This window comes from Ensifer sp. NM-2 (assembly GCF_003024455.1).
Lineage (GTDB): Bacteria > Pseudomonadota > Alphaproteobacteria > Rhizobiales > Rhizobiaceae > Ensifer > Ensifer canadensis.
This window is the reverse complement of the sequence record NZ_PVZR01000001.1, coordinates 950503-968967: the sequence shown is the minus strand read 5'-3', so window position 1 is coordinate 968967 and position 18465 is coordinate 950503. Positions and strand designations below refer to the sequence as shown.

Here is an 18465-nt window from a genome sequence, read left to right as displayed (position 1 = left end):
CTGACTTCCCCAACCAACGATAGGCGGCCAAAGGTTAGCCGTCCCTAAATAAGACAAGGAAAATCGTGCAGAGGTTGCATTTCGGTGCTCAATATAGCCGGAAAGATGGGGCGGCGCGAGCCGCCCCATGCCAAATCAGGACAGAACCCTGCGCAATGGCGGAACCAGCATCAGTGCCTGGTCCGCAACGATCATTACGATGATCGCAATGCCGGTCAGCGGAAAGGCCAGCCCGAACAGTAGCGCCAGCAACCACAATCCGGCATAGATACTACGCCGCGGCGGCATCGGCGGCACGCCGATGCGCCCGGCCGGGCGCCGTTTCCACCACATCACAACCGCCGAAACCGACACGAATATGATCGCCAGGCAGGTCGCAAGCATCAGCAGCTGGTTGAACAGCCCCCATTCCTGGCCCTTGTGAACGTTGATGCTCCATTCGATCGCCTTGCCGAGTGGCGGGTACTGGCCAAAGGCGATGTCGACCAGCGGCTCGCCGGAATATTGATCGATGTGCATCGTGCGTTCGCGGGCGAGATCGGCGGGAAAAATCGCCGCGGTGTAGACACCGGTCTCGTCGGCGGGAATGGCCAGTTCATAGCCAGGCAGCATGCCGGCCTTGTCGGCAATCGCGACGGCCCTGTCGAGCCCGATGGACGGGACTGAGCCGCCGCCGGCCGCCGACATCGGGACCGGCGCGTTCTCCACCAGCCAGCCGGCCTTGGAGAGCACGTCGGTCGACACCTTCGTCGAGGTCGGGACATCGTCCCAGAGCCCGGCCGGGTAGCCCAGACCAGCCGCCGTCAGCTTGCCGTTGACGGTCGAGCCCCAGTAACCGGACCAGAGCAGACCGGAAAAGGCGAGAAAGACGATGAGCAGCGCCGAGGCGATGCCCGTGACCGCATGCATGTCGCGCCAGAACACCCGTCGCCCCGGTGTGCCGCGGACGGTGATCACACCGCCGGTCTGCTGCCGTGGCCACCAGAGATAAATGCCGGTGACGACGAGCAGCAGCGCAAAACCCGCGACAATCTCGATGATCGTTTCGACACGTTTGCCGAAAAAGTCGAGGCTGTGCAGGTCTTCGACCACCTGGTTGAACTCGTCGCTCGGGGCGACCATGTCGAGTATGCCGGCAGTATAGGGATCGACATAGACCATCAGGCGCCCTGCGCCTACGCCCACCGTCACGCGTGCCGACCGATCGGCACCGGCCGGCGTGCGATAGGCAACTGCCGTGCTGCCCGGCACCGCCTCGACGGCGTTGGCGACGATCGCCGAGGGCGGCAGCGGCGTCTCCCCCACCGCAACGATATTGCGATAGGCAAAGAACGTGTCGTCGATCTCGTCGTTGAAGAGATAGAGCCCGCCGGTCACGGCAAGGCTGATCATGAATGGAATGACCAGAAGGCCGGCGAAGAAGTGCCAGCGCCAGATCGCGCGGTAGAGCGAAATGCCGCGCTCGGCGACATCGGGCAGTCGCGCGGCGCCGGAAAGAGATGCAGTCGTCATGGGTGTCCCCCCGGGAAAAGCCCAGCGATGACCAGCTGGCGGCTTACCCTTGCTTGAAGTCTGGATGTGGTGGTTGCGCCAGCCGCTGGAGCGAACGCGTCGACCGAGAACCCCTCGTCGACAGTGCGCGTGCTGGCACTCAACCCTTCAGAGGCAGATCAGGCGGAAAACGGTGGGGGCGCGCGAGGCCCGGAGCCAGCCAGCAGCACCGGACGAGCGAGCAAAAGCTTGGCTGCTGGCGAAGAGAGCGCCAGGAACGTAGGCGCGGTCTTGGCGTGAAACGCCTGAGGCGTGGGCAGAAGCACCGGCGCGGCGAGACAGCAGGACTGGCATGCATGCGCTTTCGTGCCGCCCTTGCCATCCGGATCGTCATGGCCGGCCAGGCAGAGGTCGGGAAGCGAGCCGTCGGGCAGAACATAGGCTGCCATATCCGGTGCAGCCCGCATGGCGGCGCCCGCTGGCAGTTGCACCAGGGCGGAAACGATGAACACCAGCGCGCAGAAAATGCGCACTGCCGCGTCCATCCTCATCCACTCTCGCCGCGGTCGCGCCAATCAAGCCCCCATATCGATGCTGGGATTGCTAGTGTGCGAAGGTCTGAAAGACAAGCGGCCTTACCGCCGCACCGGTCGTTCAGCAAAAGATTTCATGCGAGATATCAACGCCCGCCGCTTCTTGCGCGGTCCGCGATTGCCTATGACAAGGGTATGCAAATGACAGGAGGAGACCGGACATGCTGACGATCTATGGCGTCTATCGCTCGCGCGCATCGCGCAATTACTGGATGGCGGGAGAACTCGGCATTCCCTTCAAATCCGTACCTGTTAAGCAGGCCTATAGGCTGGCCGATCCGCTGGCGGACGATGCGCCTGTTAACACCAAGTCGGCGGAGTTTCTCGCCGTCAATCCGATGGGCTTGATCCCGGCGATCGACGACGATGGCCTTGTGCTGACGGAATCGCTTGCCAACAATCTCTACCTCGCCCGCAAATATGGCGGGCCGCTTGCGCCCATCGACGTCCGGGAAGAAGGACTGATCGGCAATTGGACGATGTGGGCGGCCACCGAAGTCGAGCCGCACGCCGTTCGCATCATTCTCACCTACGATGCCGGCACCGAGAACACCGATGAGGGCAAAGCCAAGGTCAGCGCGGCTGTCACCGCATTGGGCAAGGCCTTTGCCTATCTCGAAAGCCATCTCGATGGCCGGGACCATATCGTCGGCGACCGCTTCACCGTCGCCGACCTCAACCTCGCGGAAGTGTTCCGCTACGCCATGAGCCAGACGGAACTGTTCGACGGGCATCCCAAGGTCAAGGCGTGGCTGGCGCGCTGCCAGTCTCGTCCGGCTTTCAAGGCGATGATGGAGGTTCGGTCAAAGGAAGCCGAATAGGCTTCTGCCATCGAACGCCACGCCGGCGAAGCGACATTAGTCACTCGCAGACGGTGGCTTGAAACGGGTGCGTGGCGCCTTGAGGTCGAGCAGTCGCATGCCCTCTTCGACCTCGTCGCGCACCCAACGTTTGAACGCCGTGGTGGCCTTGCTCTCCCGCCTTGAGGGCGAGCTGACGAAGTAGTGGCCGTAGCCGGTACGCGCGCGGATACCGTAGGGAACGACGAGACTGCCCTCGGTCACGGCGAAACCGGCAAGCGTCTGCCAGGCGAGCATCACGCCTTGGCCGGCAATCGCGGCATCGAGCACGAGCGATGCCTCGTTGAAGGTATGGCGCACGCCCAATTCGGCACCGGAAAGCCCGACCTCGCGCAGCCAGACCTCCCAGGTAAACATCGAATGGCCGTCGATAACCGCCGGCATCTTTAGAATATCTGCAGGCTCGCGCAGGTTTTCAGCCATCGCCGGCGAGCAGACCGGGAAAACCTCCTGCTCCAGCAACAGCTCCGATTTGACCCCCGGCCAGCGACCCTCACCAACACGAATTCCGACATCGACATCCGATGTATCGAGATTAACGAGCCTGGTCGTCGCGTCGATGCGCAGCCTGATATCAGGATGGCGCTCGGCGAAACGATTGAGCCGGTAGACCAGCCAGCGCGCGGCAAAGACCGGCGCGACCGAGATTGTCAGCACCGATTCGTCCCGCCGCCGCGCCGAGGCAACCGCCTCAGCCAACTCGCCGAAAGCATTGCTCAGCCGCGCCAGGAACAGCCGGCCGAAATCCGTGGCCACCAGCCCACGCGATGTGCGCTCGAACAGGATGCGGCCGAGCTGCGCCTCGGATTTGGCGATCTGCTGGCTGACCGCGCCGGGGGTCACCCCCAATTCCTCGGCTGCTGCTGCCAGCGAGCCAAGGCGACCGGCCGCCTCGACCGCACGCAAGCCGTTCAGGTGAATAGCATTCAATTCTTTCATATAGTTTTTCTAAACCTACCCTTTGGCAATCTCAATTGAAATCGTGGTCAAACAGGCAGATGCTCTGAAGCATCGAAAGGATGGCCCGCCATGCTGAAGATTTTCTCCCTGTTGAAACCGACCCGATCTCTTACCGACACCCGACAGGACGCCTCGCTCTCCTGGGCACGCGACCCATTGCAACATCCCGATCTCGAACGAATGGACGGGCGCGAACTCGGCGACCTGCCCTTCCCGGGCTGGCCCTGGCCGCGGACCGGCAATTGCGATTGCGCCTCGGCGGCCAGGCGATGAGCCACCCTCCGGCCGCGCATAATGGCCGCCCGAGCGAAGACCTCGACGGTCCTTTTGCCCGCGTCGTGACGCTGGCCGAAGCCTCTGGCCTGCCGGAGGTGTCGCTCGGCACCTCCTATGGCACGCCCGCTCTCTTGGTAAAAGGCAAGAGCTTTGCGCGCATGAAGGACGCCGACACCCTGGTGGTCATGTGCGCGCTCGAAGAAAAAGAAATGCTGCTGGAACTCGATCCGTCACTCTTCTTCGAAACCGATCACTACAAGGGATGGCCGGCGATGCTGGTGCGTCTTGGAGCGATCGACGACGCGAGCCTGACACAGAGGCTGATCGCCGCCTGGCGCGAGAAGGCGCCGCGGAAACTGTCAGCCGACTTTCCGGCCTAACTCGACATTCCTCGTCGCGTGGGCCTGGCGGATCACCGGGCCGTTACCCGACAAATACCTGCTATGCCACGCCGTTAGCTCCCTGCCTTTGAACCCAAGCCAGCCGGATCGCTCAATCGCCGACGGCATAAACGAGGCTGACAGTGCCGTCCGGGCGCGACTTCGCCTCGTTGAGCTGCAGGCGATGCCGTTGCGCGATCGTTGCAAACAGCGCCTTGCCCTCCCCCACCACCAGCGGATGGATCGTCAGGCGCAACTCATCGATCACGCCCCTGTCGAGCAGGCCGGAAACCGTCTGCGCGCCACCGACCACATAGATGGTCTTGCCCGACCGTTGCCGCAAAGCGTCAACATCCGCTGCGTCGCGCAGCACCGTCGTGTTCGCCCAGCGCACGCCGTCGAGCGTGTTGGACAGCACATAATGCGGCGTGTTCAGGGCGAAGTCGGCGTATTCGATTTCCTCTGGTGTCGGCAGGTTTCCGCTCAATTCGAGCGGGCTGTGCGGGTCGGCCTTGATCGCGCTCCAATATTGTTCGTAGCCCGAATACATGCCGCTTCCGAGCACGCAGGCATCGATTTCGGGCAAGAGATCAAAGGTATCCGACCAGGACTCGACCCAATCGGCATAGCCATCGGGACCATCGATCTTGCCATCGATGGACATTTGCATGCCGGCAACAACCTTGCGCATTTTCGTCTCCTCTTCGATGCTCTCATCAAGGACGAGCGGGACGCCCGCGTGCCGACAGGGTGCCTGAAATATCGTTGGAGACTGGTGCCGCGGTGCAGGCGGCGAAAAGGACGGCAGCGGGAAGATCGCCAATTTACATTGCTGGTCATGGCAAGGCACGGATGCGGGCGCTGACAACATCGCGCGCTCTTCCAATTTTCGTGTCCCGCCTGTACCGATGCTAAATCCTTGCCGCACAGGTACCCGTCGATGATCGTTCGCGACCGCCCCAGCCTCCCCAAGCTCTTCTTCATTCTGCGCGGCTCGGTCATCCAGCGGATCTTCCCGCAGGTGCTGTTCGTCTTTGCCCTGTCAGCCGGCGTCGTCTGGTCGCACCAGGCCTTCCCGACGATGGTGCCGAGCGTCAACAGCGGACCGTTCGCGCTTTTGGGCATCGCCCTTTCGGTGTTTCTCGGCTTTCGCAACAATGCCTGCTACGACCGCTGGTGGGAGGCCCGCAAGGATTGGGGGCAGCTGATTTTCGTCTCGCGTGACTTTGCCCGCCAGACACTGATCCTCGAAGCAGGTGACGCGGACGGCGCGCGGGCACGTTTGCTCAATCTGGTGATCATCTTTGCGCAGACGCTGGTCTGCCACCTGCGGCCGGGCAGCAAGCCCGACAAGGCGTTGCGGAGGCTGCCAGCGGATCTCCTGCCTACCTACAAGGCAAGCCGCAATGCCCCGGACCTGCTGCTGCGCGAGATCGGCGGCCTGCTTGCCAGCCTGCGTGCCACTGAGAGGATCAGCGACATTCAGTACATGATGCTGGACGGCACGGTCGGACGCATGTCGGCCGTGCTTGCCGCCTGCGAGCGCATCCGCAACACGCCGGTTCCCTTCGGCTACACGTTGCTTCTGCACCGCACCGCCTATCTCTTCTGCTTCCTCCTGCCCTTCGGATTTGCCGATGCGCTCGGGTGGGCGACGCCGTTCGTAACGGCACTCGTCGCCTACACCTTCTTCGGTCTCGACGCGCTTGGCGATGAACTGGAGGAGCCGTTCGGCACGCTGCCGAACGACCTGCCGATCGTGGCGCTTGCCGATACGATCGAGATCAATCTGCGCGAGGCGCTTGGAGAAACCGACCTGCCCGAATTGCCGCAACCGAAGGATTACATGTTGATGTAGCCGACAGATTTCCAAGGACCGCAGGCTTGTGGCAACACACGCCAGGATAGCCATGATAACTCATTGCAGCTTCCAGCTTTGTTTTCTATTTGCTATGCAGGGTGTCCTGAAAGCGAAGGTTTCGAATGCGGCTCAGCAAGGCATTGAACGGACTCATCGTAAGCCTCGGCCTTGTCGTTGTTCTCATGCTTGTGATGAACTTCAGGGTGGCCGAATTCGGCCGTGCCTCCAGCGCTGACAACCTTACGGTCGAGGAATGGCAGCAGAGGAAACGTGCTCTTCGCGAAGAACGCCACGCCTTTTCCCGTGCAGTGACCGGGTGCAGGCTTGGGATGGAAAAGCGAATTGCCGAAGGCCGGATCGCCAATGTCGACCTGGCGAAGCTGGGGTCCCATTTTGACGTGCGGCTGGCAGAGATTCCGGCAGCCTATTGCCGCCTGTTCGTCCGCGCCATTATCGACGATCAGATCAGCTACGGGGAATTCGTCGCCTGGGCAGACGAACCCCCGCTCGACCTGCCCGAGAGACTCGCTGGCCGTTAGCCCCGATCCTTAACCCTTCAGAACCGCGAGAACCCGGGCGACTGCCGGCCGCTGCGTCATGCGGTTGCGGTGGTCCAAAATCTTCGGGAAGCGTGTCGGGTCGACGCCATCCGGCTCGAGCCAGCCAGCGATCGTGAACAGGTAGGGGTCGGCGATCGAGTAGGTGTCGCCGGTGACGAAGGGACCGGCGAGCATCCTGGTTTCGATCAGCTCGAAACAATCCGTCATATTCGAAGCAACCTTGGCCCTCATCGCCTCATGCGCCGCCGGGTCGTCGGCCCAGCGCGAGCCACGCCGGCCGTGGGCATGGGCGACATGCACGGTCGAGCAGAGATAGCTCAGGAAGGATTGGATCCGTGCAAACTCGAAGGCATCGTCGAGCGGTGCCAGCTTCGCTTGCGGAGCGCTTTGGGCAATGTAGGTGAGGATCGCCGGGGTCTCGGTAATTGTGCCGCGATCGGTGACGAGCGCGGGGACACGCCCCTTCGGGTTGATCGCGAGATAGTCGGGCTTGGTCTGTTCCGCCTTGGAAAAATCGACCGGCGCGGCCGTGTAATCGATGCCAGTCTCTTCCAGCGCGATGTGCGAGGCCAGCGAGCAGGTTCCCGGGGTGTAAAACAATTTCAGCACGTTACTCTCCTTGCTAATCAAGGCGACCCTGGCGCCGCCTTCGGGCCGCAGAAGAAATGAAGTCTCCTCGGTTGACAAGCCGAACATGACTTCAATACAACGTGAACGTAACGTTATAACATAATTTCGGAGTCACTCATGAAGACCTTGATTTCCTCCCTGCTTGCCGCCGGTCTGCTGGCCACCGCAGCCACGCCGGCATTTGCGCATGGCGCCTGGATCGGCGAGCGCTGGGGCGACCTTGCGGTGATCTACGGCCACGGCCCCGCCGACGAAGCCTATGATCCGGCCAAGGTGAAATCCGTTTCTGCCCTCGGCGAGGATGGCACGGCATTGCCGGTCACCATCGAGCCGGCCGGCACCCATGCCCTGCTGAAGCTCGACGGCGAACCGGCCCTGCTCGCGCTCGAATTCGACAACGGCTACTGGAGCCAGGGTGCTGACGGCAAATGGGTGAACAAGCCGAAGAGCGAGGTACCAGGCGCCAAACAGGCGAGCCACTCGGTGAAATACAGTATCGCGCTTGTGCATGTGCATGGCGACATGCCGGCCTTCCCGGCCCAGCCACTGCAGATCGTGCCGCTCGACAATCCGATCGGGCTGAAGCCCGGCGAAAAATTTCGCGTCCGCCTGCTGCTTGATGGAAAGCCGCTCGAAGGCAAGGAAATCACCGTCGACTACGCCGGACTTCCGGAGCTCGTCTCCGAAAAAACGGACGCGAAGGGCGAAACCGAAGTGACGTTGCGCAATGCCGGCGTCAACATTCTCGCCGTCAGCCACGCAATTCCGCTCGAAGCGGATACCGCCGCCGACAAGAAGGGGCTGACGGCAACGCTGACCTTCGTCGCCGAGCCGCACGTGCACGAATAAGTCCACGCCTTTCCGGGTAGCCGGCGCAAGTGCGACAAGGCACGCGTCGCGGCATGCCCGGCACCAATCCGCAGCCCCGGCGAGCTATACCCGCCGGGGCTGCTGTCGCTCAGGCGACCTGCGCTTCGCTGCAGCCGGGCACATCTTCGAGGTTGTAATAGACCGGAATGCCGCGCTCCCGGGCAATGCGGACATCATTGTCCGCCCCCTTGCTGTCGCCCGGCAGACGCAGCACGGCATCGCAAAGCGCCAGCAGGCGCCCGGCGACGGGATGAAAGATCTCCTCGTAGAGGTCGTCACCGATGCTGGCGCCGCCGGCGGCATGCCAGACCGGCAGCGCCACCCACTCCCCGATAACAGGCACATGGCCCGCCCTGAAGAGGGCATAGGACGGTTCCTCCAGACGCTTCAAATTTTCCGCCATCTTGGCCGGATCGTCGCCCGTACCCGAGCGATAGGGACCCGCAATCAAGATCAACATGATTTTTTCCTTACTTTGCACGATACACCCAGATAACTCTGGAATATTCATGATATTTCGTGTAATATCGTGAAGAGTCAAGGAGCGAAATGATGCTGACCACACAGAGACGAGCGTTGATCTCGGCGCGGCTAAGCCGCGATGGCGAGATCGTCGCCAAGCGCCTGGCGGATGAATTGCAACTTTCCGAAGATACGATCCGCCGTGACCTCCGGGAAATGGCGGCCGAAGGGCTGCTGAAGCGGGTGCATGGCGGTGCGCTGCCGCTGACACCTGCCCTACCGGACTTTGCCACACGCCAGGAAATTGCTGGCAACGTCAAACGCCGGCTCGGACGCAAGGCAGCCGGGCTCGTCGCACCGAGGCAAACGATCTTTCTCGATGGCGGCACAAGCAACGCCGAAATCGCCAGAGCGCTTCCGCGCGAGATGCGGCTGACGATCATCACGCACAGCCCGACCATTGCGGCGGAGCTGGAGAGACATGAGGCGGATGTGATCCTTATCGGCGGCAGGCTTTACAAGCACTCCATGGTGGCAACGGGTGCGGCCGCCCTGGCGGCCATTACCGCTATCCGTGTCGACATCTTTTTCCTGGGCGTCACCGCGATCCATCCGGTTCATGGGTTTTCGACCGGCGATTACGAGGAGGCCGCCGTCAAGCGCGCCATTCTTGGCCAAGCCGCCGACACCTTCGTCATCGCGACAGCCGAAAAGTTCGATGCCGCTTCGCCGCACCACGTCGCCAACGCCGAAGACATTGCCGGCCTGATCGTGCCGGAAGATATGAACGATGATGCTCTCGGCCCCTATCGCGACAAGGGCATGGCGCTTCTGTCGGCGTGAGACGCGGAGTACTGGTCGCTACGGGGCGTGTGCAACAACGCGCGGCCGGGATTCCTGCGCGCGCGTCATTCCGATCGACATCAGGCGGCGAAGGCGTCCGTCACCCTGACGTCACCGACCGGGATGCCGTTCCAGTTCTTCATGGTGTGGTTGGCCTGCGCCATCAGTGCCGCGTGCACGTCAGGCTCGCCCCGAAAGAAGCGAGCAAGCGTAGCGGTGACCATCGCCTCGGCAGCACGGGTGGCACCATCCCCGCATTTGACGGCGATGGCGATGCCCTTTTCCGGGATCGCCGCGCAGAACACACCTTCGGCGCCGGTTTTCGCGAAGATCCGGCCCGGTGCCGTTTCCATCAGCCGCGTGCAGCCGCGCTTCGTGCCGGCGACGTAGAAAGGCTCGGCCATGCAGGCTTCGATCAGCCGCTTCGATGCGCGCGCGCGTTCGGGCGCGAGACCGACGCCAGTCGCCATTTTGGCAAAACCGTGCGCCAGCCCCTTCAGCGGCACCGCATAGGTCGGGATCGAGCAGCCGTCAACGCCGCAATTGTCGCGGCCGAGGATCGCGCCGGTGAGGTTTTCCATGGCGCCACGGATTTCCTGCTGCAGCGGGTGATCATAGCCGACATAGCCCTTCACTTCAGTGCCTGAATGGCAGCAGGCGCAGATGAAGCCGGAATGCTTGCCGGAGCAATTGTTGTGAAGCGCGCTCGGCGCCTCCATCGAGCGCGCCTGGCCGATCAGCGTCTTCTGGTCAGACGACCAGTGGGCGCCGCATTCGAGCGCCGACACGTCGCGGCCGGCAGCAGCCAGCATCTTCGTGGCAAGCGCGACATGCTCCGGCTCGCCCGAATGCGAGGAGCAGGCGAGCGCCAGTTCCTTGTTGCCGAAGCCGTAAGCGTCAGCAGCGCCGCTTTCCATCAACGGCAGCGCCTGCATTGCCTTGCAGGCCGATCGCGGGAACACGCCGCTCTCGGTATCGCCCAGCGAAAAGACCGTACGGCCTTCGCTATCGACAGCGATGACCAGGCCGCGGTGACGGCTTTCGACCAGATTGCCGCGCGTGACTTCGACGAGAACGGGATTCGACATGTCTTGCCCTCAAATTTCCTAGATTAGTGCATGCATTTAGCAGGAATCGGACAACAGGAAACCGGCGCTTTCATGAAATTCATCCGCAGGCTCGTCGCCGTCTTTCTGGTCATCTACCTTCTGCCGGCTCTAGCGTCGGCCGGATGGTGGTATATGAAGGAGCGACCGCAGAGTTGGCGCCATGCCGATTGGTCTTCGGCGGGCATCCTGCCGAAGCCGGCGCAAAGCCCGGATGCGGCGGTCTATATCTTCTCCGCCACGACGGGCGGCATGAAGGGAGCGGTCGCCAGCCACGCCTGGATCGTCACCAAGCAACAGGGCGCCCAGGCCTATAATCGCTACGACAAGGTCGGCTGGGGCAAGCCGATCCGCAGGAACGCCTATCAGGCGGACGCCCGTTGGTATTCGAACGAGCCGCGATTGGTTGCGACCGCCAGCGGCGTCGAGGCGAGCAGGCTGATCCCGAAGATCGAAGCGGCAATCGCTGCCTACCCCTATTCATCGGCCGGCGGCTACCGGATCTGGCCGGGGCCGAACTCAAACACCTTCGTTGCCCATGTGCTGCGCTCGGTCCCCGAACTCAATGCGGTGTTGCCGCCAGATGCTGTCGGGCGCGACTACCTGCCGGAGGGGAAACTGTTCCAGATCGACGCCGATAGCCGCGACCTGCATGCGACGCTCTATGGCCTCGCAGGCATTTCGGCGGGGGTGCGCAGCGGCCTGGAGCTGCATTTCTTCGGCCTCGTCGCCGGTTTCGACATTGCCAAACCGGGCATCAAGATCCCGGCGGTCGGGCGTTTCGGTATTTGACGACATCGCAGGCGCACGCGCACGCCGGCGCAGAATGCATCTGAAGATCGGGATGGGAAATTGCATGGCGGGCTAGAAATGGAAAAGGGCCGCGCGAGGCGACCCTTCCATGAGTTTTGGCCAAGTGGCTGGCCCGGGCTTAGGACCCGAAGGAAGGCGGGAATCAGGCCGAAGTTCGCCTCGACGTGTTCACCTCTCCCATGCCTGTCACGACGACCGAAATCTCATTAGACATTGGATCACCTTCCTTTCTGTTCGTTAGCGATAATTTCAAGGTAGGTGAATTTCCCGGGATTGCAAGGCCGACGAAGGTCGTAACTCAAGCTAGGTTATGATGCGTTTCGCATGGTCACGACGAACTTCGCGCGGTCATGACGAGGTTCGCATGGTCATGACGATCTTGCCGATGTGGTCGCCCTCTTCCATCATCCGGTGTCCGTCCGCCACCTGTTCGAATGGCAGCACCGCGTGGATGACCGGTGCGACGCTGCCCGCTTCGAGCAATGGCCAGGCGGTTGCCAGCAGGCCGTCGCGGATCGCCTGTTTCTCTGCCGCCGTTCGCGGGCGGAGCGCCGAACCCATGACATGCAGCCGCTTTGACAGGATCGGGGCGATGTTGGCGGCCTCGACCTTGGCGCCGCCGAGAAAGGCGATGATCGAGAGCCGGCCATCCTTGGCAAGCGTACCAATATTGCGGTCGAAATAGCGGCCGCCGACCATGTCGAGGATGACGTCTACGCCGCGACCGCCGGTTTCCTCCAGCACGACCGACTTGAAATCTTCGTCGCGATAGTTGATCGCCCGTTTCGCGCCGAGCGCCTCGCAGGCCCGGCACTTCTCAGTATTGCCGGCGGTGGCGAAGACCTCGGCGCCCAATGCTTTTGCCAGCTGGATTGCCGTCGTGCCGATACCGCTCGATCCGCCGTGGACGAGGATGGTTTCCCCCGCTTTCAGCTCGGCCATGCCGAAGACATTGGCCCAGACAGTGAAGAAAGTTTCCGGCAAGGCTGCCGCTTTCACCGCGTCATACCCTTTCGGCCAGGAAAGCGCCTGCGTCGCCGGCACGGCCGCATACTCGGCGTAACCACCGCCGTTCGCCAGGGCGCAGACCTTGTCGCCGATCGAAAAACCCTGCGCGCCCTCGCCGAGAGCCACCACTTCACCGGCAACCTCCAGCCCGAGAATGGGGCTCGCCCCGGGCGGCGGCGGATAGTCGCCCTTGCGCTGGAGCACATCAGGCCGGTTGATGCCTGCCGCTTCGACGCGCACCAGAATGTCGCCCGGCTTGAGCGTCGGCAATGGTCCCTTCGACAGCACCATATTTTCCGCCCCGCCCGGGGACGGAAGATCAACGAAGGTCATTTCAACTGGAAGGGACATGGCTCTACCTCAAGGACTCTCAAGCGTCATACCTAGCGCCGCCCATGCGTCGCGGAAAGGCCCGATGTCGATCCGGGTTGGCCGACCTCATCGCCGAGAAACGAGAGGATCAGCGCTGCGACATCGGCAGGACTCTCCCAATGCGGGTTGTGGCCATGGCCGTCGAGCGTGATGGAGCGCACGGAGGCGAAGGTCTCGGCAAGAACCTGCCGATGCCCGATGTCAAAAAGAGGATCCTGTGCTCCGGCGATGCACAGCACCGGCGCTCTGACATGAGTCGCGCGCGATTTGAGATCCGTCACCGCGAGCGCATCAAGGAGCGTTCGCCAAGTCGTCATCGGCATCGCTGCGGCTTCGCGGCGCAGATGCCTTAGGAACGCCGTGTCGACCGACCGACTGCAGGCATGCCAGCGGTCGAAGAAGGCATCGTCGGGACCAAGCGGGTCTTTGAGCCCGCGTATCGCCCGGGCGACCTCCGTCCCCGGACCAAAGTCCGGCTTGAGGCTTCCCGAGAGCAGGATCAATGCACGCACCGCCTCCCGGCGGCGCGCGGCAATATCGACAGCAATCATCGCTCCCATGGAATGACCAACAAGCACAAACTGGTGAATGGCCAGGCGATCGGCCAGACAATCGACATCGTGGGCGAGTTCGGCAATCGACATCCCTTCCCTGGGCATCGAACCGCCGTGTCCGCCGAGATCTGGAATGATCAGGCGATATCCGCCTAAGGATGGCGCGATCAGGGAAAAACTGCGGCTGGTATCGGAGTAGCCGTGCAAGAGAAGGAGAACCGGCCCCTGCCCGTGATCGACATAGGTGAACTGCTGGCCGCCGGGCAGTTCTATTCGCCGCTTGGCGGCCGCCCACGACTGCTGATCGATCACCATCAAAGACCGAGCGCGGCTTTGACCGCGGCCAGCCCCGGCTGCCCGTCATAGGTCGTTACGCCAGCGAGCCATGGTTCCAGACGCTGCGGTTCTTCCTTGATCGACTTAGCCCCTGCCTCATCGGGCGACAGGCCGTCATTCATCAGGTAGCCCATGCCGCGGTTCTCGAAATCGACGTCGAAAACCAGATTGTTCAACAGGCGGGCGACATTCGGGCACTCCTGAAGGTATCCCTTGCGTACCTGCGTCGACACCGTCGCCGCGCCAAAATTCGGACCGTAGAACTTGTCGCCACCCGTCAGGTACTTCATCGAAAATACAGTGTTCATCGGATGTGGCGCCCAGCCCTGGAATACGATGAAGGCCTTGTCACGAACCCGACGCGTCACCTCGGACAACATGCCCTGCTCGCTCGACTCGACCACTTCCCAGTCTGCCAGACCAAGATCTGGATCCTTGATGGCATCGAGCATCAGTTGATTGGAGCCAGGTTCGATGCCGTACATCTTCTTTTCGAACTTGTCGGAGAAGGGTTTCAAATCCGAGAAATCCTTGACGCCCGCTTCCCAGACGTAGTCGGGAACGGCAAAGGTGTATTTTGCCCCCTCAAGATTGGTTCGCACGGTCTCGACCGAACCGTCCTCCCGGTAAGGCTTGTAGTAGGCGACCATAGCCGGATCCCAGTAGCCGAGAAAGACGTCGAGATCCTTGCTGCGCAGGCTCGTATAGATGACGTCGATGCCGAGAAGCTTGCTTTCCGGCTCATATCCAAGCGCCTTCAGCAGGCTCAGCCCGACGCCGGTCGTAAAGGCCAAGTCATTCCAGCCGGGCTCCGCCAACCGCACGCTTTTGCATGCCTGCGGATCACCGGCAAAGCCGGAACTTGTGGCCGTCAACAGAGCAGCGGCAAATATCAGGCTCTTCAAATGCAGCATCGCGATCCTCACAATTGTCCGTCGGGACTTCAAATTGACCCACGGGTCAGCAATTGATCTTCCTGGAAAGATTGTCAATGTGAGAATCGCTTGGGAGAAACCGCATGCGATTGACGAAAATCAGTGAGATCAGGCGCCGCGAGCTGCGGCGGGCGGCCTTTGAGGTCCTGCAGAAAGAGGGAATGGCCGGGGCGACCCTGGAAAAGGTGGCGACGCATGCCGGCGCCTCGAAGGGCATCGTGCTGCATTATTTTGCCAGCAAGCAGGAACTGTTCGAGCATGCCATGCGCGAGGCGAACGCTTCCTTGAAAGAAGCGGTGGTCGAGAGGCTGCATCGCGCACGTACCCCGCTCGAGCGGATGGATGCGATCATTGAGGCCAATTTCGAGGAACGCTTCTTCCAGCCTTCCGTCTGCCACGCCTGGCTATCGCTTTGCGCCGAAGTGCCGCGCGAACCGCAATTGGCGCGGATTCAGAAGATCATTCACGCAAGGATGCGGTCGAACTTGCTGTCGGCGCTGACGCACATCCTGCCTGCGAACGAGTGCGAAGATGTGGCGCTTGCCATTACATCGTTGATCGACGGGCTGTGGCTGCGGCTCGGGCTGCAGTCTGAAGGGGGGCTGACACGCGACATGGCACTTGCGCAGATGCGCGACTACCTGGTCCATCGCCTGCCAAAAACCCAGGCGTAAATGGACGCAGCGGCACTCATTGCCGACTGCAACGTGTTTGCCCATCCACGCGTTAGACGCCGAGCGCCTCCAGAACGAGGCCGCTGGCGCTGGCCTTGGCACGAGACTTGATCTCGGCGATGCGGGCGCTGACGGCTTGGCCGTCCGAAAACACAAAACCTTCCGGCAATCCGAGAACGGCGATCGAACAGCGCATCAGCGGAAAATCCTTGGCCGTGCCATCGCGGCCATGACCGCTGATACGCCCCTCTGCCTGATGCTCCGGTAGATAGAGCTGGCGGACATCGGAGGCGAAATCGTCGAGTAGACGGTGAAGAACGACCTGCAGCTCATCGACGGTGCAACCGCTGATGCCGACGAAGAAATCGTCGCCGCCGACATGGCCGAGGAACTTTTCTTCGCCAATGAAATGCCGCCGCAGCAGGGCGGCGAAAAGCGAAATCGCCAGATCGCCCTTCTGAAAACCGTAGGTATCGTTGAACGGCTTGAAATCGTCAAAGTCGCAATAGCAGAAATAGCGCGGCTGATCGCCGTCGAGGATCGCGTCCTGAACGTAATCGCGGATGGCGCGATTGCCGGGCAATCCGGTCAGGGGGTTCTGCTCCTGCGCCGTCTTCAACTGCTTCTCGTTGATGATCTTCAACAGCGACGATGCCGACAGGATGCCTGCATAGCGCATATTCTCGGTCAGGATCACACAATCGCTGCCGTCCATGCCGGCGAAAATCTTCAGCATCTCGTCGGCCGGCGTATCGAGATCGGCGATCGGCGCCGGGCTTGCGAAATGCGAGATGCGGCGCTGGTAGAGCCGGTTCTTCAGCAGGTCGCGGCCGAAGGGATGATAGATCATCTCCTTGACGTGATATTCGTGCAGGATGCCGCGCGGTTCGCCGTTGGCGTTGAGCACCGGAAAGAACGCCTGACGGGGATTAAGCCGGAACAGATCGAACACGGATTCGAGTTCGTCGCTTTCGCGCACCGCCGGCAGCTGTTCGATCTGCTTGCGGATCAGAATGCTGTCGAGCGTCGCCGACGAGCGGTGACCGCCGCCATTCAAGGCCAAATGCGGATAGGCAGGCTGCAATTCGCTCAGGTGCGTCGTCGGCCGGGCGATGAAATAGCCCTGTACGAGGTCGCAGCCGAGATCGCGACAGGTCTGGAACTCCGCCTCGGTCTCGACGCCTTCGGCGATGACCCGGGTGCCGAGCACATGGGCGGTGTTGACGGTGTGGCGCACCAGGTGGCGCTTGCGCGCATCGGCGTCGATGCCGGAAATGAAATGCCGGTCGATCTTCACGTAATCGACGGGCTGATCGCAGAGCAGCTTGAGGCCATTGAAGCCGGCGCCGAAATCATCGATGGCCAGCTTGAATCCGGCCAGCCGCAGTTCGCGCACGAGCGCCGAGAAATCCGGCATCTTGCCGCTGTCGAAACGTTCGGACAGCTCGAAGCATAAGGACGACGGCGCGATGTTGGCGCGCTTCAGGTGATTGACGAGGCGCTCGACGATCGCGTTTTCGCCGCCGACCAGGCGGGAATCGAAATTCAGGAACAGCGTGCGGGTGGAAAATTCCGGCAATGTCGCGAAGCCTGCGACGGCACGACTGTTGACCATATGCTCGAGCGCCAGCAACTGGCCGGCCTCTTCCGCCTTGTCGAGCAATTCCAAGGGCGAGGCAAAGCCCAGCTTTTGAAAGCCGCGCATCAGTGACTCGTAGCCGAACACGGCACCGGTTGCCGCTTCGACGATCGGCTGGAATGCGCTTTCGATCACAAGCTTTGCAAGCGTTACGATCTGGTCGTCGCCGAACCGGCGAAGCGAGAGAATTTCGGCGGGGGCGGCGGACATGCCGGGCTCCAGAAGATTGAGAACGGACGATCGGACGGCCGCAGGATGGCGACCAACAGTCAACGAAGTCTTTCCCCAATATGAAGCTTTGATGAAAGCTATATGACAGCTCCGCCCACGCTGATCATTATCGAACTTTCTAATAAAATCAGTAGTTTCATCGAATTTTCCCGAACTGCGGAAAATTGGTCGCAACAGGTTCAGGTGATGCGATAACGAGTGCATGCCACGACCGAGAAAGATCGCGGCAAGCGCAAACATCGTGGTCCAGAGCAGTCACACTGCAAGCAGGATCAGTGCCATGCCGGACAGGGGCACCTGTAGCGCTACACCCGAGATGGCGATCAGCGCTGGGATGAGCGTCGTTACACGGGCGGCCCGCACGGTCGCCTTCCCAATACGCCAGCCAACAGGCACGCTCTGCTTACAATCCCACCCGAACACGGCAAAGGCGAGCGAGCCGTGCGCTAGCCTTTTGCCAACACCCCGAAGGCGATCAGCGACAGACCCTGCATCACCAGATCGACCGCCAGGAACAGGCCGAGGATCCAGAGGCTGTTGACCGGCCAGCCGGCGGCAATGATCAGACCGGCGGCGAGCGTGACCAGACCGCCGAGCGCGACCCATCCCCAGCCCTGGATCGGCCGCAGCTTGAAGCTGACCCAGATCCGGAAGCAACCGGCGACGACGAGTGCGATGGCCATCAGGAAAGTGAGGACGGAGGAGGCCAGCACCGGGTTGATGAAGGCAAAGAGCCCGGCAATGGCGTAGCAGGCGCCGCTCAGCACCCAATAGAGCACGCTGTTCCAACCCTTGACCTGAAAGGCATGGGCGAGATTGAACAGGCCGCCGACGAGCATGATCAGCCCGACATAATAGACCGAGGCCACCGTCGCCATCAGCAGATTGCCGAAGGCAAGGCCGCCACACATGATCAACAGCACGCCGAGCGCGACGAACCATCCCCATTTGCCGGCAACCGCCGCCTTGCCAGCCGGATCGAATGCATGGGTCATTTCAACCTCCAGTCCT

Annotated in this window: 21 protein-coding genes; 9 read left to right on the top strand and 12 right to left on the bottom strand. The window is 61.8% G+C overall.

Features of this window, described 5'->3' with window-relative positions:
- Positions 1-135 precede the first annotated feature (135 nt).
- Both C6558_RS04710 and C6558_RS04705 read right to left on the bottom strand, forming a co-directional pair.
- On the bottom strand, positions 136-1512 hold the full coding sequence (locus C6558_RS04710; RefSeq protein WP_107026872.1) for a PepSY domain-containing protein: 1377 nt from the start codon (positions 1510-1512) through the stop codon (positions 136-138).
- Positions 1513-1670: 158 nt separating this feature from the next.
- Positions 1671-2024 (bottom strand): hypothetical protein, encoded by a 354-nt coding sequence (locus tag C6558_RS04705; RefSeq protein WP_128090418.1) that lies wholly within the window; start codon positions 2022-2024, stop codon positions 1671-1673.
- 221 nt (positions 2025-2245) lie between these two features.
- Between C6558_RS04705 and C6558_RS04700 the strand changes: the two genes are divergently transcribed.
- On the top strand, positions 2246-2905 hold the full coding sequence (locus C6558_RS04700; RefSeq protein ID WP_025426251.1) for a glutathione S-transferase family protein: 660 nt from the start codon (positions 2246-2248) through the stop codon (positions 2903-2905).
- 36 nt (positions 2906-2941) lie between these two features.
- Here the strand turns inward: C6558_RS04700 and C6558_RS04695 are convergent, their stop codons facing one another.
- Positions 2942-3883, bottom strand: a complete 942-nt coding sequence (locus tag C6558_RS04695; RefSeq protein WP_025426250.1) for a LysR substrate-binding domain-containing protein — start codon at positions 3881-3883, stop codon at positions 2942-2944.
- Between the two features lie 90 nt (positions 3884-3973).
- On the opposite strand from C6558_RS04695, the gene C6558_RS04690 reads away from it, so the two are divergent.
- Positions 3974-4177, top strand: coding sequence for a hypothetical protein (locus C6558_RS04690; protein ID WP_057212448.1), 204 nt, complete (start codon positions 3974-3976; stop codon positions 4175-4177).
- Entirely contained in the window at positions 4174-4560 is a 387-nt protein-coding gene (locus tag C6558_RS04685; RefSeq protein WP_051509197.1) for an MmcQ/YjbR family DNA-binding protein, read from the top strand. The genes C6558_RS04690 and C6558_RS04685 overlap by 4 nt, the downstream gene beginning before the upstream one ends.
- A 112-nt stretch (positions 4561-4672) precedes the next feature.
- Here the strand turns inward: C6558_RS04685 and C6558_RS04680 are convergent, their stop codons facing one another.
- The gene (locus C6558_RS04680; protein ID WP_025426248.1) at positions 4673-5251 is read right to left on the bottom strand and encodes a dihydrofolate reductase family protein; all 579 of its coding nucleotides are present in this window, start codon (positions 5249-5251) and stop codon (positions 4673-4675) included.
- A gap of 249 nt (positions 5252-5500) precedes the next feature.
- On the opposite strand from C6558_RS04680, the gene C6558_RS04675 reads away from it, so the two are divergent.
- Together C6558_RS04675 and C6558_RS04670 are read left to right on the top strand one after the other, a co-directional pair.
- Positions 5501-6418: a bestrophin family protein gene (locus C6558_RS04675; RefSeq protein WP_025426247.1), complete on the top strand. Its 918-nt coding sequence runs from the start codon at positions 5501-5503 to the stop codon at positions 6416-6418.
- A 125-nt stretch (positions 6419-6543) separates the two neighbouring features.
- A complete protein-coding gene (locus tag C6558_RS04670; RefSeq protein ID WP_057211496.1) occupies positions 6544-6960 on the top strand; it encodes a hypothetical protein in 417 nt (138 codons plus the stop codon).
- Between the two features lie 9 nt (positions 6961-6969).
- On the opposite strand, the gene C6558_RS04665 is transcribed toward C6558_RS04670, so the two are convergent.
- The gene (locus C6558_RS04665) at positions 6970-7590 is read right to left on the bottom strand and encodes a glutathione S-transferase family protein (protein ID WP_025426245.1); all 621 of its coding nucleotides are present in this window, start codon (positions 7588-7590) and stop codon (positions 6970-6972) included.
- A gap of 138 nt (positions 7591-7728) precedes the next feature.
- On the opposite strand from C6558_RS04665, the gene C6558_RS04660 reads away from it, so the two are divergent.
- On the top strand, positions 7729-8460 hold the full coding sequence (locus tag C6558_RS04660; protein ID WP_025426244.1) for a DUF4198 domain-containing protein: 732 nt from the start codon (positions 7729-7731) through the stop codon (positions 8458-8460).
- A gap of 109 nt (positions 8461-8569) precedes the next feature.
- On the opposite strand, the gene C6558_RS04655 is transcribed toward C6558_RS04660, so the two are convergent.
- Positions 8570-8941, bottom strand: coding sequence for a hypothetical protein (locus C6558_RS04655; RefSeq protein ID WP_025426243.1), 372 nt, complete (start codon positions 8939-8941; stop codon positions 8570-8572).
- 92 nt (positions 8942-9033) lie between these two features.
- Here C6558_RS04655 and C6558_RS04650 point away from each other — a divergent pair, with 92 nt between their 5' ends.
- A complete protein-coding gene (locus tag C6558_RS04650) occupies positions 9034-9786 on the top strand; it encodes a DeoR/GlpR family DNA-binding transcription regulator (RefSeq protein WP_025426242.1) in 753 nt (250 codons plus the stop codon).
- A gap of 80 nt (positions 9787-9866) precedes the next feature.
- Here C6558_RS04650 and C6558_RS04645 read toward each other — a convergent pair whose 3' ends face one another.
- Positions 9867-10874: an asparaginase gene (locus tag C6558_RS04645; RefSeq protein ID WP_025426241.1), complete on the bottom strand. Its 1008-nt coding sequence runs from the start codon at positions 10872-10874 to the stop codon at positions 9867-9869.
- A gap of 72 nt (positions 10875-10946) precedes the next feature.
- Between C6558_RS04645 and C6558_RS04640 the strand changes: the two genes are divergently transcribed.
- A complete protein-coding gene (locus C6558_RS04640; protein ID WP_025426240.1) occupies positions 10947-11684 on the top strand; it encodes a DUF3750 domain-containing protein in 738 nt (245 codons plus the stop codon).
- Between the two features lie 369 nt (positions 11685-12053).
- Here the strand turns inward: C6558_RS04640 and C6558_RS04635 are convergent, their stop codons facing one another.
- From C6558_RS04635 to C6558_RS04625, 3 genes are read right to left on the bottom strand one after another with little or no spacing between them, the layout of a single operon-like run.
- Entirely contained in the window at positions 12054-13064 is a 1011-nt protein-coding gene (locus C6558_RS04635) for an NAD(P)H-quinone oxidoreductase (RefSeq protein ID WP_025426239.1), read from the bottom strand.
- 32 nt (positions 13065-13096) lie between these two features.
- On the bottom strand, positions 13097-13954 hold the full coding sequence (locus C6558_RS04630) for an alpha/beta fold hydrolase (protein ID WP_025426238.1): 858 nt from the start codon (positions 13952-13954) through the stop codon (positions 13097-13099).
- Positions 13954-14889 carry a choline ABC transporter substrate-binding protein gene (locus tag C6558_RS04625; protein WP_025426237.1) on the bottom strand — a complete coding sequence of 312 codons (936 nt, stop codon included), beginning with the start codon at positions 14887-14889 and terminating at the stop codon, positions 13954-13956. Before C6558_RS04625 ends, C6558_RS04630 begins: the two co-directional genes overlap by 1 nt.
- Before the next feature lie 104 nt (positions 14890-14993).
- Here C6558_RS04625 and betI point away from each other — a divergent pair, with 104 nt between their 5' ends.
- Positions 14994-15584 carry a transcriptional regulator BetI gene (betI, locus tag C6558_RS04620; RefSeq protein WP_025426236.1) on the top strand — a complete coding sequence of 197 codons (591 nt, stop codon included), beginning with the start codon at positions 14994-14996 and terminating at the stop codon, positions 15582-15584.
- A gap of 52 nt (positions 15585-15636) precedes the next feature.
- On the opposite strand, the gene C6558_RS04615 is transcribed toward betI, so the two are convergent.
- Positions 15637-17433, bottom strand: a complete 1797-nt coding sequence (locus C6558_RS04615) for a GGDEF domain-containing protein (RefSeq protein WP_025426235.1) — start codon at positions 17431-17433, stop codon at positions 15637-15639.
- A 467-nt stretch (positions 17434-17900) separates the two neighbouring features.
- Positions 17901-18449 (bottom strand): HdeD family acid-resistance protein, encoded by a 549-nt coding sequence (locus C6558_RS04610; RefSeq protein ID WP_025426234.1) that lies wholly within the window; start codon positions 18447-18449, stop codon positions 17901-17903.
- Positions 18450-18465 lie beyond the last annotated feature (16 nt).